General features: G+C 65.9%; 14 protein-coding genes. 4 read left to right on the forward strand and 10 right to left on the reverse strand.

The features are described from left to right. Position 1: 1 nt before the first annotated feature. The 10 genes from F6X59_RS22435 to F6X59_RS22480 all read right to left on the reverse strand — a co-directional run bounded on the left by F6X59_RS22435 (position 2) and on the right by F6X59_RS22480 (position 9,225). On the reverse strand, positions 2–1,261 hold the full coding sequence (locus tag F6X59_RS22435) for a cyclopropane-fatty-acyl-phospholipid synthase family protein (RefSeq protein WP_152958179.1): 1,260 nt from the start codon (positions 1,259–1,261) through the stop codon (positions 2–4). Next, complete coding sequence (locus F6X59_RS22440) at positions 1,236–2,048, reverse strand: DUF1365 domain-containing protein (protein WP_372240491.1); 813 nt, start codon at positions 2,046–2,048, stop codon at positions 1,236–1,238. Before F6X59_RS22440 ends, F6X59_RS22435 begins: the two co-directional genes overlap by 26 nt. After that, positions 2,045–3,292 carry an NAD(P)/FAD-dependent oxidoreductase gene (locus F6X59_RS22445; RefSeq protein ID WP_152958180.1) on the reverse strand — a complete coding sequence of 416 codons (1,248 nt, stop codon included), beginning with the start codon at positions 3,290–3,292 and terminating at the stop codon, positions 2,045–2,047. The genes F6X59_RS22440 and F6X59_RS22445 overlap by 4 nt, the downstream gene beginning before the upstream one ends. A 3-nt stretch (positions 3,293–3,295) precedes the next feature. Beyond that, positions 3,296–4,048, reverse strand: coding sequence for an SDR family oxidoreductase (locus F6X59_RS22450; RefSeq protein WP_152958181.1), 753 nt, complete (start codon positions 4,046–4,048; stop codon positions 3,296–3,298). Further along, a complete protein-coding gene (locus F6X59_RS22455) occupies positions 4,045–4,467 on the reverse strand; it encodes a nuclear transport factor 2 family protein (protein ID WP_152958182.1) in 423 nt (140 codons plus the stop codon). The genes F6X59_RS22450 and F6X59_RS22455 overlap by 4 nt, the downstream gene beginning before the upstream one ends. Positions 4,468–4,581: 114 nt before the next feature. Beyond that, on the reverse strand, positions 4,582–5,304 hold the full coding sequence (locus tag F6X59_RS22460; protein WP_152958183.1) for a proteasome-type protease: 723 nt from the start codon (positions 5,302–5,304) through the stop codon (positions 4,582–4,584). A gap of 40 nt (positions 5,305–5,344) precedes the next feature. Then, the gene (locus tag F6X59_RS22465) at positions 5,345–6,124 is read right to left on the reverse strand and encodes a transglutaminase family protein (protein WP_152958184.1); all 780 of its coding nucleotides are present in this window, start codon (positions 6,122–6,124) and stop codon (positions 5,345–5,347) included. Further along, positions 6,121–7,071, reverse strand: a complete 951-nt coding sequence (locus F6X59_RS22470; protein WP_152958185.1) for an alpha-E domain-containing protein — start codon at positions 7,069–7,071, stop codon at positions 6,121–6,123. Before F6X59_RS22470 ends, F6X59_RS22465 begins: the two co-directional genes overlap by 4 nt. Before the next feature lie 3 nt (positions 7,072–7,074). Beyond that, positions 7,075–8,484, reverse strand: coding sequence for a circularly permuted type 2 ATP-grasp protein (locus F6X59_RS22475; RefSeq protein ID WP_152958186.1), 1,410 nt, complete (start codon positions 8,482–8,484; stop codon positions 7,075–7,077). Between the two features lie 270 nt (positions 8,485–8,754). Then, the gene (locus tag F6X59_RS22480) at positions 8,755–9,225 is read right to left on the reverse strand and encodes a MarR family winged helix-turn-helix transcriptional regulator (protein WP_103447709.1); all 471 of its coding nucleotides are present in this window, start codon (positions 9,223–9,225) and stop codon (positions 8,755–8,757) included. Positions 9,226–9,422: 197 nt separating this feature from the next. On the opposite strand from F6X59_RS22480, the gene F6X59_RS22485 reads away from it, so the two are divergent. The 4 genes from F6X59_RS22485 (at position 9,423) to F6X59_RS22500 (ending at position 14,989) form a co-directional block, all read left to right on the forward strand. After that, positions 9,423–10,253, forward strand: a complete 831-nt coding sequence (locus tag F6X59_RS22485) for a p-hydroxycinnamoyl CoA hydratase/lyase (protein WP_152958187.1) — start codon at positions 9,423–9,425, stop codon at positions 10,251–10,253. A 75-nt stretch (positions 10,254–10,328) separates the two neighbouring features. After that, the gene (locus F6X59_RS22490) at positions 10,329–11,777 is read left to right on the forward strand and encodes an aldehyde dehydrogenase (RefSeq protein WP_152958188.1); all 1,449 of its coding nucleotides are present in this window, start codon (positions 10,329–10,331) and stop codon (positions 11,775–11,777) included. 90 nt (positions 11,778–11,867) lie between these two features. After that, positions 11,868–13,751, forward strand: coding sequence for a feruloyl-CoA synthase (locus F6X59_RS22495; RefSeq protein WP_346652133.1), 1,884 nt, complete (start codon positions 11,868–11,870; stop codon positions 13,749–13,751). After that, complete coding sequence (locus F6X59_RS22500) at positions 13,748–14,989, forward strand: thiolase family protein (protein ID WP_152958190.1); 1,242 nt, start codon at positions 13,748–13,750, stop codon at positions 14,987–14,989. Before F6X59_RS22495 ends, F6X59_RS22500 begins: the two co-directional genes overlap by 4 nt. The last annotated feature ends 4 nt before the right edge of the window (positions 14,990–14,993 follow it).

Here is a 14,993-nt window from a genome sequence, read left to right on the forward strand (position 1 = left end):
TTCAGGCACCCGGTAGTGGCGCCCGTCGCGCCTGGGGCCCGGCCCACAGCATCTGGGCCACGCCGATGGTCCGCTCCTCGAAGCCGCCCTGGCAATAGCACAGGTAGAACTCCCACAGGCGCTGGAAGGCGTCGTCGTAACCGAGCCTGGCCAACTCGGTGCGCGAATGGCGCAGGTTGTCGCGCCAATGGCGCAGGGTGCGCGCATAGTCCTGGCCGAAATCCTCAAGGTGCACCAGGTTCAGCGCCGTCTGGCGGCTGGCGGTGTCGAGCAGGACGCTCAGCGAGGGCAGGGCGCCGCCAGGGAAGATATAGCGCTGGATGAAGTCCACCGAGCGCCGGGCCTGGGCGTAGCGCTGGTCGCGGATGGTGATGGCCTGCAGCAGCATCAGGCCGTCGTCCTTGAGCAGCGCGGCACATTGGCGAAAGTAGGTGGGCAGGTAGCGGTGGCCGACGGCCTCGATCATCTCGATGGACACCAGCTTGTCGAAGCGCCCGCGCAGGTCGCGGTAGTCCTCGTGCAGCACGGTGACGTGCTGCTCCAGGCCCAGCGCCTTGACCCGCTGCAAGGTGTGCGCGTGCTGCGCGGCGGAAAGGGTGGTGGTGGTGACCCGGCAGCCATGCTGCAAGGCCGCGTAGATGGCCAGGCTGCCCCAGCCGCTGCCGATTTCCAGCAGGTGTTCGCCGGGCTTGAGTTCGAGCTTCTGGCAGATCTGCCGGAGCTTGTTCGACTGCGCCTGTTCCAGGCTTTGCTCGGCGCTGTCGAACTGAGCGGCGGAATACATCATGGTCGGATCGAGCAGCCGTTCGAACAGGGCATTGCCCAGGTCATAGTGGGCCAGGATGTTGCGCCGTGCGCCGCGCCGGCTGTTGCGGTTGAGGTGGTGCAGTAGGCGCAGGGCCGGGCGCGCCAGGCGGGCCAGGCCGCCCTCCATGGCGTCCAGCACGTCGAGGTTGGCGACGAACAGCCGGGTCACTGCGGCCAGGTCCGGGCTGCGCCAGTAGCCGTGGATGTAGCCTTCGCCGGCGCCGATCGAGCCATTGCCGGCCACCAGGCCCCAGGCGGCGTCGTCCACAATCTCCACTTCCGCGTAGAGCGGGCTGGCGACGTCGCCGAAGCTCCATTGCCGGCCTTGGCTGATCAGGCGCAGATGGCCACGGCTCAGCTGATGCAGCTGCGCCAGTACCGCACGCCTGGCCAGCCCGCCGAACAGCGGCGTGATTCCGGCTGATTTGCTAACGCTCAAGGTCGGTTCGGACATGGTCGGGTTCCTCACGGATGGCTTGGCCAAGCGACAGGTCGTGCTGGCTGGCAGAGTGGTCGTAGACGGGGGAGCGTTTGAGCACCAGGCGCAGGGCTTGCCAGTAGATGCCGGTGACGGTGCGCAGGCTCATCCAGGGAAAGGCCAGGATGTGCCGATGCAGGCTGGCGCGGTCCAGCGGCTGGCGCTGCACGGCAAGGTCTGCGGCGAATACCAGGTGCCCGGCGCGCCAGTTTTCCATGTGCACGCGCACGCGTTGTGCATCGACGGCGAAGCGCAGCCGGTAGTCCATGTCCATGGGCATGAACGGCGAAACGTGGAAGGCCTTGGCCACGGTAAAGGGCCGGGCCAGGTCGCCTTGCACCGGCAGCACGTAGTGATAGCGCTCGCGCCAGGGGGTGTTGCGCACCTCCAGCAGCACGGCCGCGACCTGGCCTTGGCGGTCGTGGCAGAAGTAGACACTCACCGGGTTGAACGACAGCCCCCAGCAGCGCGGTTGCGTCAGCAGGTGCACCGCGCCTTCGGGCACCTGCCCGGTGGCCTGGCCAACCAGCAGGCGCGCGGCCTCGATCAACGGCATGCCCTGGCGGGTCAACGCCGGCAGGTAGTCGGTTTCGCGCCAGCACAACGGTGCCAGGCGCGAGCGCCCGAGCCAGCGCGACAGGCCTGGCAGGCGCGGCAACTCGTCGAGGTCCAGATAGAACAGGCCGATGCGATAGCGGAACGCGTGGGGCGCAGGGCTCAGGCGCCGGTGGCTGAGCCAGCCGTGACACAGGCTGCTGTTCACAGCTGCTCTCCAAAGTGCCTGGCGACATTCAGTGCACTGAGCACGCCGTCTTCGTGAAAGCCGTTGGCCCAGTAGGCACCACAGTAGTAACTGTGCAGCGGGCCCTGCAGTTCGCCCTGCCGGGCCTGGGCGGCCACGGCGGCGAGGCTGTACTGGGGATGGGCATACTCGAAGCGGGCGAGGATCTGTGCCGGGTCCACCAGCGCCGTCTGGTTGAGGCTGACGCAGAAGGTGGCCGGCGCCTCGATGCCCTGCAGGATGTTCATGTTGTAGGTGAGCGCAGCGGGGGCCTGCTCGCTGCCAGCCAGGCGGTAGTTCCAGCTGGCCCAGGCCCTGCGCCGGCGGGGCAGCAGGCGGGTGTCGGTGTGCAGCACCACGTCGTTGCTGGCGTAGCGGATGGCGCCGAGGATCGCCTGCTCCTGTTCGCTGGGGCCATCCAGCAGCGCCAGGGCCTGGTCGCTGTGGCAGGCGAAGACCACCTTGTCGAAGCGTTCGCTGCCAGCGGCCCAGGTCACGCTTACGCCCTGATCGTCGCGGCTCACCCGTTGCACCGGGCAGTTCAGGCGAATGTGCTCGGCAAAGGGCTGGCACAGCGGCGCCAGGTAGCTGCGTGAACCGCCCTCGATCACCCGCCATTGCGGGCGCTGGTTGACCGAAAGCAGGCCGTGGTTACGGCAGAAGCGCACGAAGAACTGCAGCGGGAAATGCAGCATGTCGGCCCGCGACATCGACCAGATGGCCGAGCCCATGGGCACGATGTAGTGGTCGATGAAGCGCTGGCCGTAGCGGTTATCACGCAAGTAGTTGCCCAAGGTGGTCTGGCCGTCGATACGCTGCTGGTCCAGGTCGGCCAGGGCCTGGCGGTTGAAACGCAGCACATCGCGCAGCATGCCCCAGAAGCCTGGCGACAACAGGTTGCGCCGCTGGGCGAACAGGCTGCGCAGGTCGTGCCCGTTGTACTCGAAGCCTGTGCGCGGGTCGTGCACCGAAAAGCTCATCTCGGTCACCCGCGAGGCGACGCCCAGGTGCTCCAGCAGGCGGATGAAATGCGGATAGGTCCAGTCATTGAAGACGATGAAACCGGTGTCCACCGCATGGTGCTGGCCGCGCCAATGCACATCGACGGTATGCGTGTGTCCGCCGACCCGGTCTGCCGCTTCGAATACCGTGACGGCGTGCTGGCGTGACAGCAGGTGGGCGCATGTAAGGCCGGCGATGCCGCTACCGATGATGGCGATGCGCATGGCTCAGCCCTGGGGTTGACGCGCCAGGCGCTGGCCCAGCTTCAGGCGCCAGCGTGCCGGCAGTGCGCCGAGCAGGCGCAGCAACAGGGTGAAGGTGGCGGGGAAAGTGATCTCCAGTGGGCGACGGGGCAGTCGTGCGAGAATGTGCCCGGCGGCGCGCTCGGCGCTCCACAGCTGGGGCATGGGGAAGTCGTTGCGGCGGGTCAGGGGGGTATCGACGAAGCCGGGGTTGACCAGGGTGACATCAATGTTCTCGTGAGCCAGGTCCAGGCGCAGGGATTCGACCAGGTAGCGCAGCGCGGCCTTTGACGCGCCATAGGCACCGGCCCGCGGCAGGGCAAACCAGCTGACGGAGCTGCCCACCACCACTAGGTGCGGGTGCTGGCTGCGGCGCAGCAAGGGCAAGGCCGCAGCCAGGCAGTGGCTGGTGCCGAGCAGGTTGGTGCGGATCACCCGCTCGACCAGCGCCGGGTCGAACTGTCCGGGCTCCAGGTATTCGCAGGTGCCGGCATTGAGGATTACCAGGTCCAGCGAGCCCCAGGCTTGCTCGATCTGCGTGGCGATCAAGGCGACCTGCTCAGGCTGGTCGACATCGCCGACAGCCAACAGGACCTGGCCCGGAAAGTGTGCGGCGAAGTTTGCCAGGCTTTCTGCCCGACGCGCCCCTAACGCTACCTGGTGGCCTTGCTCCAGCAAGCGCTGCGCCAGTGCCGCGCCGATGCCGCTGCTGGCACCGGTCAGCCAGCAGCGGCTCATGCCAGCCTGCCCTTGAGCCAGCGCACCGCGCCGCCCAAAACCGGCACATGCTCATACAGCAAGGCGCCGGCGTCGAAGTAGTCCTGGTGAAAGTGCACCCGTGCGCGCCAACGCAAATGGCTGCAGCCCTGCAGGCTGATCGGCTGGCCGCCAGCCAGGCGCGGGTGGCGATAGTGCAAGGTCCAGCGGATGTAGCCGTGGCCCGGCTGTGGCTCGTCCAGGCCCTCGAAGGTGTAACGGACCTCGGTAACGTTGCCATACAGCTGGGCGAAATAGGCGCGCAAGGCCGTCAGCCCACTGATGTGATGGAGCGGGTCGCGAAAGGTGACATCCTCGCTGTACAAGTCGCCCAGCATCTGGAGGTTGTCTGAACCCAGCGCGGCAAAGCGCTCGGTGAAATGTTGCAGGTAGTTGGACATGCACAATACCTGTACAAAATGAAATAACTGTACAAGGTATAGTGCAGGTGCCCGGATAAATCTATACAGAAGAATATTTTTGTACAATTTTATCGCGCACCCTGTGCGCGGCCTTCAGCCATACGGTGGCGCTGGCAGCTCGGCCAGGAGCCGTTTCAGGCCATCGCTCCACTGCCGGCGAATCTGCTGGTAATAGGCGTCGTCGCTGGTGATGCGTTGGCGCGAGTGGGTTTCCAGGCTGCCCTTACGGTACACCAGCAGGTCCAGCGGCAGGCCCACCGACAGGTTGCTGCGTATGGTCGAGTCGAACGAGATCAGGCCGCAGCGTAACGCTTCATCAAGGGGGGTATGAAAGCTCAGGTTGCGGTCGAGAATCGGCCGGCCGTACTTGCTTTCGCCCAGTTGCAGGAACGGCGTGTCTGCGGTGGCCTGGAAGAAGTTGCCCTGCGCGTAGACGTTGTAGATGCCCATGGGCGCGCCGGCAATCTGGCCGCCAACGATGAATGAACTGCTCAGGTCGATGCCGGCGGTCAGCTTGCTGCGGTCGCGGCTGACTACCTCGCGCAGGGTGTCGGCGACCAGCACCGTGGCGTCGTAAAGCGTGGCCACGTTCAGCAGGTGCGGGCCGCTGCCCTGGGTACGTTGCCTGAGCAGGTTCACCACCGACTGCGAGGTGGCCAGGTTGCCGGCGGTCTGCAGCACGATCAGGCGCTCGCCCGGTACGCTGAACACGAACAATTTGGCAAAGGTCGAGATCTGGTCGATGCCGGCATTGGTGCGTGAGTCGCTGATGAAGACGAGGCCGTCCGCCAGGTGCATGGCGACACAGTAGGTCATGCGGTTTCCCTTGTTTTTCTAGAAGCGGGTGCAGCGCCAGTCACTGGCGGTGCACGTGGACGCTGGCCTGCATCGATTCGGCGCCGCCACCCCGGCGCACGCCCCTGACCGGGCAGGCGTCGAGGTAGTCCAGGCCCACGGCGAGCTTCAGGTGACGCTCTGGCCGGGTCAGGCGGTTGGTGATGTCGAAGCTGTACCAGGCGTCATCGACCCAGGCTTCGGCCCAGGCGTGGCTGGCCAGGTGCTGCTCGTCCTCAGTGCACAGGTAACCGGAGACGTAGCGTGCCGGGATACCCAGGCTGCGTGCGCAGGCGAGAAAGGCGTGGGTGTGGTCCTGGCAGACGCCGGCAGCGCCGCTGAACGCCTCGATGGCGGTGGTGCCGACGGAGGTGGCGCCCGGGCGGTACGGCATGTGCTCGGCCAGGCCGTGCATCAACCCGATCAGCGCCGCCCGCTCGCGGTGTTCGCCGCAGTGCTGGCGGGCGAAGGCCTTGAGGGTGTCGTCGGCCTGGGTCAGGTGGCTGCCGCGCAGGAAGGGCAGCGGTGACTGGCTTTCGTGCTCCAGTTCGCGGTCCGGGTCGATCTCCACCTGGCCGCTGGCGGTCAGCACCAGGTGACCATGGGGTTTGTCCAGGGTCAGTACATGCAGGATGTTGCCATAGGGGTCGATCTGGCCTTTCACCTTGCAGGGCAGGTCCAGCTGCCATTGATCGATGCGCTGGCGCTCGCTGCTGCGCGGCGTCAGGCGCAGGAACTGGATGCTGTTGCAGACGTCGCTGGCGTAGCTGTAGGTGGTGTCGTGGCGAATGGACAGTTTCATACGACCTCCAGGTAGGAGTGATGGACCGCCTGGCCCAGTTGGTTGATGCGCCCGATGAAGTCGGTCAGCCACGGGTGCAGGCCCGCTTCGAGGATTTCGTCGATTGCGGTGTAGCGCAGGCGCGCATTGAGTTCGGCGGCCATGCGCTGGGCGGCGCGCCCGGTGCTGCCCGGTAGGCTGGCGAGGATCTGGTCGAGTTCCTCGATGCAGGCATGCAGCGAGCGCGGCACGTCCACCCGCAGCAACAGCAGCTCGGACACCGGCCGGGCGCTGGGCGCGGCGCGATAGAGCTCGTTGAAGGCCTCGTACGAGGTCAGCGCACGCAGCAAGGCGCTCCACTGGTAATAGCCGCGGGCAGAGTCGTCGCTGACCTCTTCAGAGGCCTCGCCAAACATTTCGTAGCGCGCATCGAGCAGGCGCAGGGTGTTGTCCGCCCGCTCCAGAAAGGTCCCCAGGCGAATGAAGCTGTAGGCGTCGTTACGCATGATGGTGCCCGAAGTCGCCCCGCGGAACAGGTGCGAGCGCTCCTTGACCCAGTCGCAGAACTGGCTGATGCCATAGCGCCCCAGGCCGTTGCTGGCGATGTTGCGCATCTCCAGCCAGGCCGCGTTGATGTTTTCCCACATGTCGGCGGTGATGCGGCCACGCACCGCATGGGCATTGGTCCTGGCCGCCTGCAGGCAGCAATAGATGCTGCTGGGGTTGGTCGCGTCGAGGGCGAAGAAGTGCAGCATGCGCTCGCTGTCGAGCTCGTTGGGCCGGCGGCGGTAGTCGTCCAGCATGCCGGCGGCCAGCAGCGACATGGCCAGCTCGGCGTGGCCGTCGCCGCGCCCGGCCTGGGGCATCAGTGACAACGAATAACTGACTTCGAGCATGCGCGCGAGGTTCTCTGCGCGCTCCAGGTAACGGGACATCCAGTACAGGTCGGAAGCGGTTCTCGAAAGCATGGTTCAGTCCTCCACCACCCAGGTGTCCTTGGTACCGCCGCCCTGCGACGAGTTGACCACCAGCGAGCCTTCCTGCAGCGCCACGCGGGTCAGGCCACCAGGCACCAGGCGGGTTTCACTGCCCGACAGCACAAACGGGCGCAGGTCGATGTGGCGCGGGGCGATGCCGCTGTCGACGAAGGTCGGGCAGGTGGACAGGCACAGCGTGGGTTGGGCGATGTAGGCGTGCGGGCGGGCCTTGATGCGGGCGCGGAAGTCCTCGATCTGGGCACGGGTCGACGCCGGGCCGACCAACATGCCGTAGCCACCGGAGCCTTGGGTTTCCTTGACCACCAGCTCGGGCAGGTGGGCCAGGACATGGGACAGGTCCGCAGGCCGGCGGCATTGCCAGGTGGGCACGTTGTTGAGGATCGGCTCTTCGCTCAGGTAGAAGCGGATCATGTCGTCGACGTAGGGGTAGATCGACTTGTCGTCGGCCACGCCGGTGCCCACCGCGTTGGCCAGTACCACGTTGCCGGCGCGGTACACCGAGGTCAGCCCCGGCACGCCCAGCATCGAGTCCGGGTTGAACGTCAGCGGGTCGAGGTAGTCGTCGTCCAGGCGGCGGTAGATCACGTCCACCTGTTGCGGGCCGGCGGTGGTGCGCATGTAGACATGCTCGTCACGGATGAACAGGTCGGCACCCTCGACCAGTTCGATGCCCATTTCCCGCGCCAGGAAGGCATGCTCGAAGTAGGCGCTGTTGAAGCGGCCCGGGGTGAGCAGCACGGCGGTGGGGTTGTCCAGCGGGCTGGCGCTCTTGAGCGTGTCCAGCAGCAGGTTGGGGTAGTGGTCGATGGGGGCGATACGCTGGGCGGCGAACAGTTCGGGGAACAGCCGCATCATCATCTTGCGGTCTTCGAGCATGTAACTGACCCCACTGGGGGTGCGCAGGTTGTCTTCCAGCACGAAGTAGCTGCCATCCCCATCGCGCACCAGATCGACGCCGGCGATATGGGCATACAGCCCACGGTGCAGGTCCAGGCCCTGCATGGCGATCTGGTAGCCTTCGTTGGCCAGCACCTGCTCCGGCGGGATGATGCCGGCCTTGAGGATGCGCTGGTCGTGGTAGATGTCCTGGAGGAACAGGTTCAACGCCTGCACCCGCTGGATACAACCGCGCTCGACCATGCGCCATTCGCTGGCGCGGATGCTGCGCGGGATGATGTCGAAGGGGATCAGGCGCTCGGTATCCTGCTTGTCGCCGTACAGGGTGAAGGTGATGCCGGCGCGATGAAACAGCAGGTCGGCTTCGCGCCGGCGTTGTTCCAGCAGCTCCAGCGGGGTGTTGGCCAACCAGCGGGCAAACTCCTGGTAATGCGGGCGGCAACTGCCGTTCGCTTCGTACATTTCATTGAAAAAGGCCCGGGACATAGCCACTCCTTGCTACCGTTGCTGGCAGTGCGTTTTGCGTGCAAAAGGCCATTGCAATGAAGGTGCCGAAACTACGGCGCAGCGTTCGAGTGAGCGTGAGTGAGCGCTAAGGCATTGAAACAATGTGGTTTTGTTGCGCAATCAAAGGGCGGCGTGGGGCGCAGTGGTGACTGCCTGACACCGGGGCTGCCGCCCGGCGTGCATCAAAAGGGCGCGTCATGCATCGCGCTGCAGGTTTTGCCCCGAGTTGGTGCTTGCGTTGTGATTGGCTTACTCCTGATAGATCTTGGTCAGCAACCGTAGCAACTGCCCCCGTTCCTCATCATCCAGCGCTGACGTGGCGTCGCGGTCGCTATCGCTGGCGATCTGCTTCAGTTCCTTGAGTAGCGCTTCCCCGGCCTTGCTCAGGTAGATGCCGTACGAACGCTTGTCCGGCTTGCAGCGCACCCGCACCGCCAGTGCCCGCTCTTCCAGCTTGTTGAGCATGGGCACCACCTGCGGCGGCTCGATTGCCAGCGCCCGCGCCAGGTCGGCCTGCATCAGCCCCGGGTTCTGCTCGATGATCGCCAATGCCGAGAACTGCGCTGGGCGCAGGTCGTAGGCCGAGAGCCGGCCAATCAGGTTCTGAAACAGCTTCAGTTGCGCACGGCGCAACGCGTAACCGATCAAGTCCTCAAGTACCACTTCCCCGGCAGCGGGGAGCAGGGGGGCGGTGTCGGCAGTTCGGGCAGACCTGGCCATCAGGGGCATGCTCCTCGGTTATTGATAAGAAAGTTACCCAGTTTGCCTGCCCCCGCACGATCAGGCTAGGGGCGCGCCAGTAAAAAAGCTGCTCGATACACACGCAGAGAAAGATAACTTTCATAACGATTAATTGACATAACTAATTTGCTCGATTAGCGTAAGCCCATCACCTCGAACAACAAGAGTGCAGAACCATGAGCAAATACGAAGGCCGCTGGACCACCGTCAAGGTCGAACTGGAATCGGGCATCGCCTGGGTCACCCTCAACCGGCCGGAAAAGCGCAACGCCATGAGCCCGACCCTGAACCGGGAGATGGTCGACGTGCTGGAAACCCTGGAGCAGGACGCCGACGCAGGCGTGCTGGTACTGACGGGTGCTGGCGAATCCTGGACCGCAGGCATGGACCTCAAGGAGTACTTCCGCGAGGTGGACGCCGGCCCGGAAATCCTCCAGGAGAAAATCCGCCGCGAAGCCTCGCAATGGCAATGGAAGCTGCTGCGCCTGTACGCCAAACCGACCATCGCCATGGTCAACGGCTGGTGCTTCGGCGGCGGCTTCAGCCCGCTGGTGGCGTGCGACCTGGCCATTTGCGCCAACGAGGCCACTTTCGGCCTGTCGGAAATCAACTGGGGCATCCCGCCAGGCAACCTGGTCAGCAAGGCCATGGCCGATACCGTTGGCCATCGCCAGTCGCTGTACTACATCATGACCGGCAAGACCTTCGACGGCCGCAAGGCAGCCGAAATGGGCCTGGTCAACGACAGCGTGCCGCTGGCCGAGCTGCGTGAAACCACCCGTGAGCTGGCGCTGAACCTGCTGGAAAAGAACCCGGTGGTCCTGCGCGCCGCGAAGAACGGCTTCAAGCGTTGCCGCGAACTGACCTGGGAGCAGAACGAAGACTACCTCTACGCCAAGCTCGACCAGTCGCGCCTGCTGGATACCAGCGGTGGTCGCGAGCAGGGCATGAAGCAGTTCCTCGACGACAAGAGCATCAAGCCCGGTCTGCAAGCCTACAAGCGCTGAATCCAGCGGCGGGCATTGGCCTCATCGGCCACTGCCCGTGGGTATTTCTCTATAACGACAACAAGAGGAATGAGCATGTTGCAGGTGCCTTTGCTGATTGGCGGGCAGTCACGTCCTGCCCGTGATGGACGAACCTTCGAACGCCGCAACCCGGTGACGGGTGAGGTGGTGTCGCAAGTTGCCGCCGCCACGCTGGCCGATGCCGATGCGGCGGTGGCTGCGGCCCACGCGGCATTCCCGGCCTGGGCGGCATTGGCCCCCGGTGAGCGGCGTAGCCGCTTGCTCGCCGGCGCCGACCTGCTGCAGGCACGGGCTGCCGAATTCATCGCCGCTGCCGGTGAAACCGGGGCCATGGCCAACTGGTACGGCTTCAACGTCAAGCTGGCTGCCAACATGCTGCGCGAAGCCGCCGCCATGACCACGCAGATCACCGGCGAGGTGATTCCCTCGGATGTGCCTGGCAGCTTTGCCATGGCCTTGCGCGCGCCCTGTGGCGTGGTGCTGGGCATCGCCCCGTGGAACGCCCCGGTAATCCTCGCCACCCGCGCCATCGCCATGCCGCTGGCCTGTGGCAACACGGTGGTGCTCAAGGCTTCGGAGCTGAGCCCGGCGGTGCACCGGTTGATCGGCCAGGTGCTGCAGGACGCCGGCCTTGGCGATGGTGTGGTCAATGTCATCAGCAATGCGCCGGAGGACGCCCCGGCCATCGTCGAGCGCTTGATCGCCAACCCCGCCGTGCGTCGCGTCAACTTCACCGGTTCCACCCATGTCGGGCGCATCGTCGGCGAATTGGCCGCCCGCCACCTCAAGCCAGCCCTGCTCGAACTGGGTGGCAAGGCGCCGCTGCTGGTGCTCGATGATGCCGACCTGGACGTCACGGTCGAAGCGGCGGCCTTTGGCGCCTACTTCAACCAAGGGCAGATCTGCATGTCCACCGAACGCCTGGTGGTGGACAGCCGCATCGCCGACGCCTTCGTCGACAAGCTGGCGGTGAAGGTCGCCGGGCTGCGCGCGGGTGACCCGCAAGCCAGCACCTCGGTGCTCGGTTCGCTGGTCAGTGCCGAGGCCGGCGAGCGCATCAAGGCGCTGATCGACGACGCCGTGGCCAAGGGCGCGCGCCTGGTGTGTGGTGGCCAACTCGATGGCAGCATCCTGCAACCGACCTTGCTCGATAACGTCGATGCCAGCATGCGCCTGTACCGCGAGGAGTCCTTCGGGCCGGTGGCGGTGGTGCTGCGTGCCGAGGGCGACGAGGCCCTGCTGGCGTTGGCCAACGACTCGGAGTTCGGCCTGTCGTCGGCGATCTTCAGCCGCGACACCAGTCGCGCCCTGGCCCTGGCACAACGGGTGGAGTCGGGTATCTGCCATATCAACGGCCCGACCGTGCACGACGAAGCGCAGATGCCGTTCGGCGGGGTCAAGTCCAGCGGCTACGGCAGCTTCGGCAGCCGCACCGCGATCGACCAGTTCACCCAGCTGCGTTGGGTCACCCTGCAGCAAGGCCCGCGGCATTACCCGATCTAGCCTTTGCAACCCCAGGCAACGCGCTACAAGACCGCCGCCTGCAACGTCAGGCGGCGGCAGCATGTACAACAAGAACAAGGAGCAACCTGCGTGAATACCGAAGCCCGCTCACGGTCAATCGACCCTGGCCAAGTCCCGCGCTACCGGCAGGTGGCCATCGGGCATCCCCAAGTGCAGGTCAGCCACGTTGATGGCGTGCTGCGCATGCAGCCCGTCGAACCCTTGGCACCGCTACCGGCGCGCCTGCTCGACCGCCTGCTGCACTGGGCCAGCGTGCGCCCCGACAGCACGTTCATCGCGGCGCGGCAGGCGGACGGTGCCTGGCGTACGATCAGCTACGCGCAGATGCTCGCCGATGTGCGCACCATCGCCGCCAACCTGCTGGGCTTTGGCCTCAGCGCCGAGCGGCCATTGGCACTGTTTTCCGGGAATGATATCGAGCACCTGCAGATAGCCCTCGGCGCCATGTATGCCGGCATTCCCTATTGCCCGGTATCGCCAGCCTACGCGCTGCTGTCGCAGGACTTCGCCAAGCTACGCCATGTGTGCGAAGTGCTGACCCCAGGGCTGGTGTTTGCCACCGACGCCCAACCGTTCCAGCGGGCCTTCGATGCCGTGCTGGACGCTTCGGTCGCAGTGATCAGCGTGCGCGGCCAGGCTGCGGGCCGTCGTCACCTGGGCTTCGACACCCTGCTGCAAGCTGGCGACCTGGCTGCGGCCGATGCGGCATTCGCCGCAACCGGGCCGGACACCATCGCCAAGTTCCTCTTCACCTCGGGTTCGACCAAGTTGCCCAAGGCGGTGATCACCACCCAGCGCATGCTCTGCGCCAACCAGCAGATGCTGTTGCAGACCTTCCCGGTATTCGCCGAGGAGCCGCCGGTGCTGGTGGACTGGCTGCCCTGGAATCACACCTTTGGTGGCAGCCACAACCTCGGCATCGTGCTGTACAACGGCGGCAGCTTCTATCTGGACACCGGCAAGCCGACTCCGCAAGGCTTCGCCGAGACCCTGCGCAACCTGCGCGAGATTTCCCCCACGGCTTACCTCACCGTGCCCAAGGGCTGGGAAGAGCTGGTCAAGGCACTGGAGCAGGACGCTACCCTGCGCGAGGTGTTCTTCGCCCGCATCAAGCTGTTCTTCTTCGCCGCTGCGGGCCTGTCGCAAAGTGTCTGGGACCGCCTCGACCGGATTGCCGAGCAGCATTGTGGCGAGCGCATCCGCATGATGGCCGGCCTGGGCATGACCGAAGCCTCACCCTCATGCACCTTCACCACCGGGCCACTGTCGATGGCCGGCTATGTCGGGCTGCCGGCGCCGGGCTGCGAGGTGAAACTGGTGCCGCAGGCCGGCAAGCTGGAGGCGCGTTTCCGTGGCCCGCACATCATGCCGGGTTACTGGCGCTCGCCGCAGCAGACGGCAGAGGCCTTCGATGAGGAGGGCTTCTACTGTTCGGGCGACGCCCTGAAGCTTGCCGTTGCCGAGCAACCTGAGCATGGCCTGATGTTCGATGGCCGCATCGCCGAGGACTTCAAGCTGTCTTCGGGGGTGTTCGTCAGTGTCGGCCCGCTGCGCAACCGTGCGGTGCTGGAGGGCTCGCCCTATGTGCAGGATATCGTGGTGACCGCGCCAGACCGTGAATGCCTGGGGGTGCTGGTATTTGCGCGGTTACCCGAGTGCCGGCAGCTGGCCGGGTTGCCCGTGGCTGCCAGCGATGCCGAGGTACTGGCCAGCGATGCCGTGCGCCACTGGTTCGCCGGCTGGCTGGAGCGCTTGAACCGCGATGCCCAGGGCAACGCCAGCCGCGTCGAGTGGCTAGCGCTGCTCGTAGAGCCGCCGTCGATCGATGCCGGCGAGATCACCGACAAGGGCTCGATCAACCAGCGTGCGGTGCTGCAACGGCGCGCTGCACAGGTCGAGGCGCTGTACCGCGGCGAAGACCCGAGCGCATTGCGCGCCCAGGTGCTGCCATGAGCCGCAGCGGGCTGTGCACGGCGTTCGAGGATGCCGCCATCGTCGCGATGGCGCGCACACCCTGGGTCGACCTGGGCGGTGCGTTGGCCGGTGTTTCGCCCATCGACCTGGGCATCCTGGCCGGGCGGGCGGCGCTGGCGCGGGCCGGCAGCGCCCCGCAAACGGTGGACAGCGTGCTCGCCGGCAGCATGGCCCAGGCCAGTTTCGATGCCTACATGCTGCCGCGTCACATCGGCCTGTACTGTGGCGTACCGCAAGGCGTTCCGGCGCTGGCGGTACAGCGCATCTGCGGCACCGGGCTGGAGTTGCTGCGCCAGGCCGCCGAGCAGTTGCGCAGTGGCGCGCAGCAGGTGTTGTGCGTAGGCGCCGAGTCGATGTCGCGCAACCCGATCGCCGCCTACGAACACCGCGGCGGCTTCCGCCTTGGCGCGCCGGTCGGGTTCAAGGATTTTCTTTGGGAAGCGCTGTACGACCCGGCTGCCGGCGTGGACATGATCGGTACCGCCGAGCTCCTGGCCCGCGAGTATGGCCTGGGCCGTGAAGCGGTGGATGCCTGGGCCCTGCGCAGCCACCAGCGCGCCCTGCAAGCCCAGGCACAAGGCTGGTTCGACGATGAGATCGCCACTGTCACGGCGCAGACGTTCAGCGCAGAAGGCTGCCTGCCACGCGCCATCGGGTTACCACGAGGGGTGACCGCGGTCAGCCGGGACAGCCACCCACGGCCTACCGATGCGGCGTCGCTGGCCCGTTTGCGTGCAGTGCACGAGGGTGGCGTACACACCGCCGGTAACAGTTGCGCTGTGGTCGATGGCGCGGCGGCGGCAGTGGTCACGCGCTTTTCGGGCTGCACCCAGCCACCGCTGGCACGCTTGCTGATGGCCACGGCCGTGGGCGTGCCGCCGCAGACCATGGGTATCGGGCCGGTGCCAGCCATCGCACTGCTGCTCGAACGCAGCGGCCTGCGCCTGGAGCAGATCGACCGCTTCGAAATCAACGAGGCGCAAGCCGCCCAGTTGTTGGCAGTAGCCCAGGCGCTCGAACTCGATATGGAAAAACTCAATGTCCACGGCAGTTCCATCGCCCTTGGCCACCCGCTGGCCGCCACCGGCCTGCGCCTGGTGCACACCCTGGCCCGGCAACTGCGCCACGGCAACCTGCGTTATGGCATCGCCGCGGCCTGCATCGGCGGTGGCCAGGGCATGGCGCTGCTGATCGAAAACCCCCATTTCACTGACTGATCCC

Source organism: Pseudomonas sp. MN1F, assembly GCF_009391885.1.
Classification (GTDB): domain Bacteria; phylum Pseudomonadota; class Gammaproteobacteria; order Pseudomonadales; family Pseudomonadaceae; genus Aquipseudomonas.

What these genes read in the sequence shown, in the direction of transcription:
- F6X59_RS22435 (WP_152958179.1), bottom strand. Translation starts at nt 1,261, where the DNA reads ATGTCCGAACCGACCTTGAGCGTTAGCAAATCAGCCGGAATCACGCCG.
- F6X59_RS22445 (WP_152958180.1), bottom strand. Translation starts at nt 3,292, where the DNA reads ATGCGCATCGCCATCATCGGTAGCGGCATCGCCGGCCTTACATGCGCC.
- F6X59_RS22450 (WP_152958181.1), bottom strand. Translation starts at nt 4,048, where the DNA reads ATGAGCCGCTGCTGGCTGACCGGTGCCAGCAGCGGCATCGGCGCGGCA.
- F6X59_RS22455 (WP_152958182.1), bottom strand. Translation starts at nt 4,467, where the DNA reads ATGTCCAACTACCTGCAACATTTCACCGAGCGCTTTGCCGCGCTGGGT.
- F6X59_RS22460 (WP_152958183.1), bottom strand. Translation starts at nt 5,304, where the DNA reads ATGACCTACTGTGTCGCCATGCACCTGGCGGACGGCCTCGTCTTCATC.
- F6X59_RS22465 (WP_152958184.1), bottom strand. Translation starts at nt 6,124, where the DNA reads ATGAAACTGTCCATTCGCCACGACACCACCTACAGCTACGCCAGCGAC.
- F6X59_RS22470 (WP_152958185.1), bottom strand. Translation starts at nt 7,071, where the DNA reads ATGCTTTCGAGAACCGCTTCCGACCTGTACTGGATGTCCCGTTACCTG.
- F6X59_RS22475 (WP_152958186.1), bottom strand. Translation starts at nt 8,484, where the DNA reads ATGTCCCGGGCCTTTTTCAATGAAATGTACGAAGCGAACGGCAGTTGC.
- F6X59_RS22480 (WP_103447709.1), bottom strand. Translation starts at nt 9,225, where the DNA reads ATGGCCAGGTCTGCCCGAACTGCCGACACCGCCCCCCTGCTCCCCGCT.
- F6X59_RS22485 (WP_152958187.1), top strand. Translation starts at nt 9,423, where the DNA reads ATGAGCAAATACGAAGGCCGCTGGACCACCGTCAAGGTCGAACTGGAA.
- F6X59_RS22490 (WP_152958188.1), top strand. Translation starts at nt 10,329, where the DNA reads ATGTTGCAGGTGCCTTTGCTGATTGGCGGGCAGTCACGTCCTGCCCGT.
- F6X59_RS22500 (WP_152958190.1), top strand. Translation starts at nt 13,748, where the DNA reads ATGAGCCGCAGCGGGCTGTGCACGGCGTTCGAGGATGCCGCCATCGTC.